General features: G+C 78.7%; 8 protein-coding genes and 1 pseudogene. 5 read left to right on the top strand and 4 right to left on the bottom strand.

Going from position 1 to position 10,364, the window contains the following annotated elements; translation table 11 throughout:
• Window positions 1–642: pseudogene (locus tag FA014_RS20090) on the top strand (hypothetical protein); the annotation flags it as partial.
• Between the two features lie 126 nt (window positions 643–768).
• Here the strand turns inward: FA014_RS20090 and FA014_RS14640 are convergent.
• Window positions 769–3,798, bottom strand: a complete 3,030-nt coding sequence (locus FA014_RS14640) for an alpha-mannosidase (protein ID WP_230323183.1) — start codon at window positions 3,796–3,798, stop codon at window positions 769–771.
• A gap of 258 nt (window positions 3,799–4,056) precedes the next feature.
• Between FA014_RS14640 and FA014_RS20085 the strand changes: the two genes are divergently transcribed.
• Window positions 4,057–4,302 (top strand): STAS domain-containing protein, encoded by a 246-nt coding sequence (locus FA014_RS20085; protein ID WP_195969305.1) that lies wholly within the window; start codon window positions 4,057–4,059, stop codon window positions 4,300–4,302.
• Between the two features lie 195 nt (window positions 4,303–4,497).
• On the opposite strand, the gene FA014_RS14630 is transcribed toward FA014_RS20085, so the two are convergent.
• The 3 genes from FA014_RS14630 to FA014_RS14620 are packed head-to-tail and all read right to left on the bottom strand — an operon-like array spanning window position 4,498 to window position 7,363.
• On the bottom strand, window positions 4,498–5,220 hold the full coding sequence (locus FA014_RS14630) for a class II aldolase/adducin family protein (RefSeq protein ID WP_154730388.1): 723 nt from the start codon (window positions 5,218–5,220) through the stop codon (window positions 4,498–4,500).
• Window positions 5,217–6,581, bottom strand: a complete 1,365-nt coding sequence (locus FA014_RS14625) for a four-carbon acid sugar kinase family protein (protein WP_154730387.1) — start codon at window positions 6,579–6,581, stop codon at window positions 5,217–5,219. The genes FA014_RS14630 and FA014_RS14625 overlap by 4 nt, the downstream gene beginning before the upstream one ends.
• The gene (locus FA014_RS14620; protein ID WP_154730386.1) at window positions 6,578–7,363 is read right to left on the bottom strand and encodes a DeoR/GlpR family DNA-binding transcription regulator; all 786 of its coding nucleotides are present in this window, start codon (window positions 7,361–7,363) and stop codon (window positions 6,578–6,580) included. The genes FA014_RS14625 and FA014_RS14620 overlap by 4 nt, the downstream gene beginning before the upstream one ends.
• Window positions 7,364–7,440: 77 nt before the next feature.
• On the opposite strand from FA014_RS14620, the gene FA014_RS14615 reads away from it, so the two are divergent.
• From FA014_RS14615 to FA014_RS14605, 3 genes are all read left to right on the top strand, one after another.
• Window positions 7,441–9,075: an FGGY-family carbohydrate kinase gene (locus tag FA014_RS14615; protein ID WP_230323182.1), complete on the top strand. Its 1,635-nt coding sequence runs from the start codon at window positions 7,441–7,443 to the stop codon at window positions 9,073–9,075.
• The gene (locus tag FA014_RS14610) at window positions 9,072–9,956 is read left to right on the top strand and encodes a hypothetical protein (protein WP_230323181.1); all 885 of its coding nucleotides are present in this window, start codon (window positions 9,072–9,074) and stop codon (window positions 9,954–9,956) included. Before FA014_RS14615 ends, FA014_RS14610 begins: the two co-directional genes overlap by 4 nt.
• Window positions 9,953–10,364: aspartate/glutamate racemase family protein (locus FA014_RS14605; RefSeq protein WP_328288208.1), on the top strand; the 412-nt coding region annotated here is incomplete at its 3' end. The genes FA014_RS14610 and FA014_RS14605, both read left to right, overlap by 4 nt.

The following is a 10,364-nucleotide window of genomic DNA, read 5'->3' as shown; positions in this document are numbered from 1 at the left end:
GCGCTGGCGGGTCGGGAGCCGGGTGCCGCCGGGCCGGGCGTCGGCGGGCCGGGCGTCGGCGGAGCCGGCCGCCGGGCCGTGCTGCTCACCGGGGCGCACCCGTCCGCGGGCGACGAGGCCACCGCCGGCTGGCTGCGGACGCGTGGCCTCGACGTGCGGGTGGCGTCCACCTGGCCGCCCCCCGACCACCCGCACACCGACCTGGTCGTGCTCACCCCGGACGCCCCCGCGGTCGCCGCCCGCGCGCTGGCCGGGGCCGCCGTCCCGGTGCTCGCCTGGGGCCGGCTGGTGACGCTGGGCGTCGCGACGACCTCCGGGGTCCTGCTCGACCGCGACCGGCTGGTGCGCGACGACGGCCGGGAGGTGGTGGTGCACCGCGGTGCGGGGCGGCTGACCTGGTGCGAGCCGGTGCCCGGCGCCCGCGTGCTGGCCCGCGCCCCGGAGCCGGAGCCCCGCCCGGTGCTCGTGGAGGTCCCCGCGGGCACCCCGCTGGTCACCGGCGAGCCGGCGCCGGCGCCGCGCACGATCGTGTTCCTCACGAGCGACGGCGCCGCGCGCTGGCTCCTGACCGAGGGTGCCGGGCACCTCCTGGACGCCGCGCTGACGCGGCTGCTGCTCCCGGCGCCGGCCCCGGCGGCCTGACACCCGCGCGCGACGGGGCCCGGGAGGTGTGCGGCCCCCCTCGCCTCCGGTTTCCGGCCCGGCCGACCGGGATCAGGGGTGGCCGCGCCGGAAGCCGTAGGCCGCCAGCCCATCGCGCCGCCCGGGTCAGGCGCGCCGCAGGCGGAGGGTCACCACCTGGAACGGGCCGAGGTCGAGTGCCACTGCGCCGTCGCCGGCGTCGGACAGCGGCGCCAGCGCCGCGACCTCCGGGTCCTCCCGCTCGAGCAGGTCGCGCACCGACGCCCCGGCGCAGGCGAACCCGGGGCGCACGACCGCCCGGCTGCGCCCGCCGCGCGCCTCGTACAGCCGCACGACGACGTCCCCCGACCGGTCGTCGGCGAGCTTCACGGCCTCGACGACCGCGCCCTCGACCGTCACCAGCGGCTCGACCGGTCCGGCACCGCGCACCCGCCGCGCGGGCAGGTTGATCCGGTACCCCTCGCGCACGGCGTCGTCGATCCCCGCGCCCGGCACCAGCGCGTACCGCATCGTGTGCCGGCCCTGGTCGGTCTCGGGGTCGGGGTACCGCGGTGCGCGGACCAGCGACAGCCGCACGGTCGTCGCCCCGGCGCCGCGCGCGTCCCCGGGCCCGGGGCGCCCGACGTCGTGCCCGTAGGTCGAGTCGTTGACGACCGCGACGCCGTAGCCGGGCTCGGCGACGTGCAGCCACCGGTGCGCGCAGATCTCGAACCGCGCGGCGTCCCAGGACGTGTTGGTGTGCGTCGCCCGGTGCACGTGCCCGAACTGGGTCTCGGCCGTCGACCGCTCCGCGTGCACCGCCAGCGGGAACGCGGCCTTGAGCAGGGTCTCGCGCTCGTGCCAGTCGACGTCGAGGGCCAGGTCGACCCGGCGCTCGCCCGCGGCGAGCGCGATCGTCTGCACATACGCCGAGCCGCCGTCGTGCCGGGTCACCCGGACCTCGGCGCGCGCGGGGTCCGCCTCGTCGACCGTCAGCGCCGACACGTCCCGGACCTCGCGGACCCGGTGCCGGTAGAACTCGTCCACGTCCCAGGCGTCGAACCGGACGGGCTGGTCGGGGTGCAGCTGGAGCACGTTCGCCGCGGCGCCGGGCGCCAGCACCTCGCGGTCGGCGACCAGGTCCCGGACCGACCCGATCGTGCCGTCCGCGTCGACCCGCACCCGCAGCAGCCCGTTGTCGAGCACCACCGCGTCGCCGTCGCGGGTGACCGTCACCGGTGCGCCGGGTACCGCCGGGACCCCGGCCGCGAGCGCCGGCACCCCGTCCCGGCCGTGCGGCGCGGCGTTCGCGAGCACCTCCGCGTCCCCAGGCCCCGCCGCCGCGGCGAGCGACCCCGCGACCAGCGCCTCGAGCTCCCCGCCCAGCCGCCGGTAGGTGTCCCGGGCCTCGCGGTGCACCCAGGCGATGCTGCTGCCCGGCAGGATGTCGTGGAACTGCAGCAGCAGCGTGTCCTGCCACAGCCGGTCCAGGTGGTCGTAGGGGTACGCGGCCCCGGCGCGGACGGCGGCGGTCGCGGCCCACAGCTCGGCCTCGCGCAGCAGGTGCTCGGTGCGCCGGTTGCCCTGCTTCATCGCGAGCTGGCTGGTGTACGTGCCTCGGTGGAACTCGAGGTACATCTCCCCGGACCACACCGGCGCCTGGGGGTACTCGGCCTCGGCGCCGGCGAAGAACTCCGCCGGCGTCTCGACGACCACCCGCGGCGAGCCCTCCAGGTCGGCCACGCGGTGCGCGGTCTCCATCATCTCGCGGGTGGGGCCGCCGCCCCCGTCGCCGTAGCCGAAGGGCAGGAGGCTGCGGTTGGCGGGGCCCGCGTCGGCGAAGTTGGCGACCCCGTACGCGAGCTGCTCGCCGGACAGCTTGGCGCCGTAGGTGTCGGCCGGCGGGAAGTGCGTGAACACCCGCGACCCGTCGATGCCCTCCCACCAGAATGTGTGGTGCGGGAACCGGTTGGTGGTGTTCCACGACATCTTCTGCGACAGGAACCACCGGGCCCCGGCCAGCCGCGCGAGCTGCGGGAACGCGCCGGTGTAGCCGAACGAGTCGGGCAGCCAGACCTCGGGCTGCTCCTCGACGCCGAGCTCCCGGGCGAAGTACCGCCGGCCCTGCACGAGCTGCCGGGCCAGGGCCTCGCCGCCGGGCAGGTTGGTGTCCGACTCGACCCACATCCCGCCGACCGGCACGAACTGCCCAGCCGCCACCTTCTCCTTGACCCGGGCGAACACGTGCGGGTGGTGCTCCTGGACCCAGGCGTACTGCTGCGCGGACGAGCAGGCGAACCGCAGGTCGGGGTAGGCGTCGGCGAGCGAGGCGACGTTCGAGAACGTGCGCGCGCACTTGCGGATCGTCTCCCGCACGGGCCACATCCACGCCGAGTCGATGTGCGCGTGCCCGACGGCGGAGACCCGGTGCGCACTGGGCACGGCGGGCGCCGCCAGCAGCGCGGTCAGCTCGGCACGGGCGGCCGCGGCGGTCCCGGGGACGTCGCGGACGTCGAGCGCGTCGACGGCCCGCTCCAGCCCGGTGCGGAGGCGCTCGCGGCGCGGGTCGTTCGCCGGGAGCTGCAGGGCGAGCTCGTGCAGCACCTGCACGTCCAGGGCGAGGGCCTGCGCCTCCTCCTCCAGCACCGCGACCTCGGCGCGGGCGAGCCGGTAGAGCAGCACGTCCGGGACGGTGTCGAGGTCGCCGAGGTCGGTGGTGGGGGAGCCGCCGATCGACGGGTTGGCGGCGGCTTCCACGTACAGGTCGATCGGCTCGCCGCCGCGCGCCGGGTCGGCCACGGGGACGTAGAGGTTGCGCGGCTCGATGCCCTTCAGCGGCACGCCGTCGGGCGTGTAGACGAGCCCCTCGGCCTCGAAGCCGGGGCCGCCGGTGCGGAAGCCGAGGTCGACGAGCACCTCGACCCGCCGGCCGGCCATCTCCGGCGGGACGACGCCCCGCAGGCGGAACCAGCTGGTGGACCAGGCCCGGCCCCAGGGCTCGCCGACGGTCGTGGGCTCGAACGGCAGCGTGACGGCCTCGGCGAACGGCACGGGCTCGCCCGGCAGGTGGGCGACCGTGACCTCGAGCGGGACGCGGTGCGTGTGGACGACCGGCAGCACCCGGTCCTTGAGCGTGCGGTCGATGCGGGCGGTCAGGTCGGACAGGGTGCGGTGCACGGCTCTCCTCAGGAGGTGCCACGCGGGTCCCGTTGGGCCGCGGCCGTGGTCGGACCGCGGGCGGACACCGTGCGACGCCGGACGGATGTAGGAACGTTGCCACATTACGGGATGTGCGAGTTCGCACACCAGAGGGTGCCCCGGATGTGGGACGGCCGGCCGAGAACCACTTCCCCGCGCGCGGACGGGGAACCGCTCCTACCCTCGCAGCGCGGGGGTGCAGCAGCGGCGCCCGCGACGGAGCCGGGAGGTTTGGCCGTGGACGTGACGATCGACTTGGGTCAGCCGACGCAGCCGTCGGTGATCGCGGTGCGCGGTGACCTCGACGTGCGCACCGCGTCCGTCCTGCGCGAGGCGCTGCAGTGCCTGCTCGACGCGGCAGGCGACGAGCTGACCGTCGACGCGACCGCCGTGCGCGTCGTCGACGACGCCGGGCGGCGCACGCTCGAGGCGGTCGAACGGCACTGCCGGGAGTTCGGCGGCCAGGTGCGCCTCCCGTCCTGACGGCCCCGCCCGCCCGCGCGCGAACGCGCCACCCGCGCCCACCCGCGCCGCAGCCGCCCGCGCCACACCCCCGCTGAGCGTGCAGTAACGGAGGGGTTCAGGGAGGTCGAACCCCGCAGGTGGTGCAGGCTCGGCGTGCGGTCGCGAAGGAGGTCGGCGCGCCGGTGGGGCGCAGGGCCGGCGTGGGCGCGCCGGTCAGCGGGCGCGGAGCGCCGCGACCTGGGTGGCCGTCAGGCGGCGGTGCGGGACGCCGGCCAGGAGCAGCACCACCTGGGCCGCGGCCTCCAGCTCCTCCGCCAGGTCGAGGGCCCCGGTCAGGTGCGTCCCCGCGACGAGCGAGCCGTGGTTCGCCAGCAGCATCGCCGGCGCGTCGGCCGCCAGCGCCGCGACGCCGTCGGCGAGCGCCGCCGACCCCGGCAGCGCGAACGGCGCCACGGGCAGGTCGCCGAGCCGCATCACCTGGTACGGGGTCACCGCGGGCAGCGGGCCGGTCGCGGTCTCCGGGGGCAGCGCGGCGGGCTCCAGGCAGGACGCGGCGACGGCCGCGGGGGAGTGCAGGTGCACGACGGCGGTGGCGTCGCGGCGGGCGGCGTAGACGGCGCGGTGCAGCGGCAGCTCCTTCGACGGGACCGGCTCGCCCGCCGCCGGGGTGCCCGCCGCCCGGTCGGCCGGGTCGATCCGGGCGACCGCGAGGTCGCGCGGCGCGACGCGGGACAGGCTCGACCCGGTCGGTGTGATGAGCAGCAGCGACCCGACGCGGACGCTCACGTTGCCCGACCCGCCCGGCGACAGGCCGCGGGCGGCGAGGTGCCGGCACGCGGCCACCAGCGCCGCCCGCGCCGCGTCGACGGCCGACCGGTCCGCCCCCGCGCCCTGCCCGTCACCCGGGTCGCCGGCCGCCTCGCGGCGCTCGCTCACGGGCACACCTCCCACGCCGTCGTGAACAGGTCCGGGCCGCCGAAGTTGCCCGACTTCAGCAGCACGGCCACCGCGGGCCCGTCGACCGGCACCATCCACGGCACACCGGGCGCGGCCGCGGGCCCGACCCGCAGCACCCCGAGCCCGAGCGCCGCGGCGACCGCGCCGGACGTCTCGCCGCCCGCGACCAGCACCCGCCCCACGCCCAGGTCCCGCACCGCCCGGGCGGCGACCTCGCCCGCGGCCCGCTCCAGCGTGGCGGCCGCACGCCCGACGCCGAGCCGCTCCTGGGTGCCGCGGACCGTGTCGGGGCCGGCGGACGACGAGACCAGCACCGGGCCGTCGCCCTCGGCGTACGCGGCGGCCAGCTCCACGAGCGCCGCCCCGAGGGCGCCGTCCGGGTCGGCGGCCAGGGCGTCGGCGTCCAGGTCGACCCGCCAGCCGGGGAACCGCGCGACCTGCTCGAGGGTGCGCGCCGAGCACGAGCCCGACACGATCAGGGCCCGCCCGCCGGTGCTCCGCGGCGGTGACGACGCGTCCGGCCCGGCCGGCCGGCGCGGCCACGTGCGGGCGAGCGCCGCGGCGAACCCGGCCGCCCCGCCGAGCAGGACCGGGCGGCCGCCGCTCCCGCTGCCGCCGCTCCCGCTGCCGCCCTCGCGGACGTCCCCGCCACCGGCGCCCGCTCCGCCGGCGACCCGCGCCAGCGCGTCCAGGTCGTCGTCGGTCAGCGTGTCCGCGAGCACGTGCGTGGCCCCGCCGTCCAGGACCCGCTCCAGCGCCCCGGCCGGGTCGGGTCCCCGCAGCCCGTCCCACGGCAGCAGACCGACGCGGCGGGTGGTCTGCCGTCCGAGCACCCGCACCAGGTCCGGGTCGGTCATCGGCGTGAGCGGGTGGTGCCGCAGCGACGACTCCGACAGCAGCCGGTCGCCGACGAACAGGTGTCCCTGGTACTGGGTCCGCCCGGCGCGTGGTGTCGCGGGCGTGCCGACGGACACCGCGCCCGGCCCGAGCAGGCCGAGCAGGGCGTCCGCGACGGGGCCGATCGTCCCCTCGTCGGTGGAGTCGAACGTCGAGCAGTACTTCTGGTAGATCGCGGCGGCACCCCCGGCGAGCAGCCACGACGCCGCGGCCACGGAGTCCGCGACCGCCTGCTCGACGGGTGCGGTGCGGGTGCGGAGCGCCACCACGGCGGCGTCGCAGGGCGGGAGCGCCAGTCCGTCCGCGGGGACCCCGAGCACCACGACCGCCGATCCGCCCGCGTCCCGGACGGCGTCCGCGAGGTCGCACGCGCCGGTCACGTCGTCCGCCACGACGCCGAGCCGCGGCCCGGACGCGACGCCGACGCGCGTCCCGGCCGTCACGGCGCCGACCCGGCGTCCGCGACCACGACGCGCTCGCACCGCTCGCGGAGCATCGCGAGCTGGTCGGCCGTCGCCCCGTCGTCGACCACCACGGCGTGCGCGTCCTCGAGCCCCAGGACCCGCATCGGGGCCCGGGCCGCGAGCTTCCGGTGGTCGAGGAGCAGCACGACGCGGTCGGCGATCGCCGCCATCGCGCGCTTGGTGTCGGCGTCCCACGGGTCCGCGGAGTACACCCCGCCCGGCCCCGCGGCGGTGGCGGAGAGCACCGCGACGTCCACGGCGAGGTCCGCGAGGCCGGCGCGGGTGGCCGGTCCGGCGAACGAGCGGGTGGCGCGGTGGAAGGTCCCGCCGAGGGCCACGACCTCCAGGTCGTCCCGGCCGGTGCAGGCCGTGATGACCGGGACGGAGTGCGTGACGACCGTCAGCCCCTGCGGCAGCCGCCGGGCGAGGGTCGCCACCGTCGTGCCGGCGTCGAGCGCCAGCACCCCGGCGTCGGCGAGCAGCGGCAGGGTCGCGCGCGCGATCGCGTCCTTCTCCCGGGCCGCCTCGGTGCGGCGCAGCTCGAACGGCGGGGCCGCGCTGCCGTCGACCAGCGAGGCGCCGCCGACGACCCGGCGCACCCGGCCCTCGGCGGCGAGCTGCCCGAGGTCACGGCGGATCGTCATCTCCGAGACGCCGAGCTCGGCCGCGGCGGTGCTGGACGAGACGTAGCCGGACTCCTCGAGCCGGCGCAGCAGCTCGTCCCGGCGGCGGGGGGCGGCGGTGTAGCGCACGGTCGCCATCCAACGGTCGCCCGGGGCGGATGTCAACGTCCGCACACGGTTGACCGATGTGTTCGACGTCGAACAGACTGGGGCCCGTGAGCCGCCTGCTCGGCCTCGGCATCGACGTCGGGACCACGAACACGAAGGTCGTGCTCGTCGCCGTGCCGGAGTCGGCCGCCGACGGGACCGTCGAGCTGCTCGCGGTCGCGGCCGCGCCGACGCCGGAGCCGGCCGCGCTCGACCGGGTGCTCCGCGAGCTGACCGTGCGCGCCCTCGCGACGGCGCGCCGTTCCCCGGACGGCCCGCCCGCCGCCGGAGACGCGCCCGCCGCCGGCCCCCGCCCTGCTCCGCCCCGCGTCCCGCAGGCCGTCGGTGTCGCCTCGATGGCCGAGACCGGCGTCCCGCTCGACCGCGGCGGTCATCCGCTCGGCTCCTGGCTCCGCTGGGACGGCCAGCGCGCCGCGGCCGAGGCGGCGGGGCTCGCCGACCGGCTCGGCGCCACCGCGCTGTTCGAGGCGACCGGCGTCCGGCCGAGCGCGAAGGTGCCGCTCGCGACGCTGGCCTGGCTCGCCGCGCACGACCCCGCCCGGCGGGCCGCGCTCGCCCGGTGGGCGGGCGTCGCGGACCTGGCGGCGCTGCGGCTGACGGGCGACCTCGTCACCGACCACACGCTCGCGGGCCGCTCGATGGCCTACCGGCTGCCTCCCGCGGACGCGGCGCTGCCCACGGCGTTCGACGCGGACCTGCTCGCCGAGGTGGGCCTGCGCCCGGAGCACCTGCCGCGGGTCGCCGGCCCGGGTGCGGTCGCCGGCACCGTCCGGCCCGGGCCGTGGGTCGGCGCCGGGCTCCGGGCGGGTACCCCCGTCGTCGTCGCGGGCCACGACCACGCGGTCGGCGCGTGGGCCGCGGGGGTGCGGGCGCCGGGCACGACCGCCGACTCGATCGGCACCGCCGAGGCCGTGTGCACGGTGCTGTCCGCCGACCCGGTGCGCGCGGACGTCGCCCGCGCGGGGATGAGCCTGGTCCGCACGGTCGCCGGCCGGCCCGCGCTGCTCGCCGGGTCGTCGAGCGCCGGGGCGATGGTCCGCTGGTGGCTGGAGCACGAGGCCGCCGGCCGGACGGCCGACGACCTGTTCGCCGCGGTCGCCGCGCTGCCCCCGGCCGACCGCCCGGACCCCGCGGACCCGGCGGCGCCGGTCGTCCTGCCGTACGTGTCCGGCCGGCAGACCCCCGACCCCGACCCCGCCGCCCGGGTGCGCGTGCTCGGCCGTGGCGCCCGGGGGCCGGTGGCGCTCGCGGCGGCGATGGTCGACGGGCTCGCGCTCCAGGCCCGGTGGATGCTGGACGTGCAGCTCCGGCTGGGTGCGGCCGCCGACCCGGCGCTGCGGCCCGAGCAGCTGGTCGTGCTCGGCGGGCCCGCCTCCCGGAACACCGCGTGGATGCGCGCCAAGGCCGAGGCGGGACCCGTGCCCGTCCGGCTGGTCGACTGCGCCGAGCCGGTCGCGGCCGGCGCGGCGGTGCTCGCCCTGCACCGGGCCGGGCTGCTCGACCCCGACGACCCCCCGGTGCTCCCGGTCCTCCCGGGGCTGCCCGACGGCAGCCCGCTGCCGGGCCCGCACCCCGGCGCCGACGCCGCGCTGGCCCGGTTCGTCCGCGCCGCCCGCGACCCGGCGGCCGTGGCCCCTGCCGTCCCCGACCCGACCCCGCCGATCCCAGGAGGCCACCCGTGACCGCACCGACCCTCGACGCCATCGCCCGCCCGTCCGGCGCGCTCGCGATGGTCGCGATGGACCAGCGCGAGAGCCTGCGCACGATGTTCGACCAGGCCGGTGCCGGCCGGGTCGACGACGAGCGCCTGGTCGCGTTCAAGCTCGACGTCGCGCGGGCGCTGAGCCCGCTGGCCTCCGGGTTCCTCATCGACCGGGAGCTCGGCGTCGAGCGCGCGGCCCCGCTGCTGCCGTCGTCCTGCGGGCTGATCCTCGCCGCCGACGCGCTCGAGCAGGAGCCGGGCGGCCCGGTCGAGGAGACGGGGCTGGACGAGGTGGTGGTCGCCCCCGAGGCGGATCTGCACGGGGCCGTGGCGATCAAGCTGCTGGTCATCTGGCGCCGCGACGCCCGCCGCGAGCAGCGGGTCGAGCTCGCCCGCCGGTTCATCGAGGTCGCCGCGGCGCGCGGTGTGCTGTCGGTGCTGGAGCCGGTGGTGCGGGCGACGCCGGAGGAGACCGCCGCGGGGACCTGGGACACCGAGGCGGCGATCGCCGAGGCCGCGCGCGAGCTGTCGCCGCTCGGCCCGAGCCTGTACAAGGTGCAGGTCCCGCTGGGCGGGCGTGCGGAGGCCGCGGACCTCGAGCGGGCGTGCGCGACGCTCGGCGAGTCCATCACCGGGCCGTGGGTCGTGCTGTCGCAGGGCGTGGACCGCGACGACTTCGCGGGGGCCGTGCGCGCGGCGTGCCGCGGCGGGGCGAGCGGGTTCCTGGCCGGTCGCGCCCTGTGGAGCGACGTCGTCGGCCGCCCGGACGTGCCGGCCGCCCTCGCCGAGGTGTCCGTGCCCCGGCTGGAGCGGCTGGTGGAGCTGGTGGACGCCGAGGCCCGGCCGTGGACGGCGGCGTGACCGCCGGGGAGGCCGGCACCGCCGGCCTGCTGCACACCGTCCCCGCCCTCGCGGCCCGGTTCGACGCCGACCTCGACGCCGCCGCCCCGGGGCTGCGCCGGGTGCACGTCGTCGACGGGTGGCTGCTCGCCACCGCGGTGGCCACCGGCGTGACCCCCGAGGTCGAGGCGGCCGTGCTCGCCCACGTGCGGCACCTCGCCGCCGCGGGCGCCGCCGCGGTCCTGGTCACCTGCTCGTCCGTCGGCGAGGCGGCCGAGGCCGCGGCGGCGCAGGTGGACGTCCCGGTGCTGCGGGTGGACGCGGCGATGGCCCGGGAGGCCGTCGCCCTCGCCGCCGCGCCCGCCGCGCTCGGCCGGGTCGCCGTGCTCGCGACGCTCGCCTCGACGCTCGGCCCGACCGGCCGGCTGG

Source organism: Cellulomonas hominis, assembly GCF_005239125.1.
GTDB lineage: Bacteria > Actinomycetota > Actinomycetes > Actinomycetales > Cellulomonadaceae > Cellulomonas > Cellulomonas hominis_A.
This window is presented reverse-complemented; position numbering and strand designations above follow the sequence as displayed.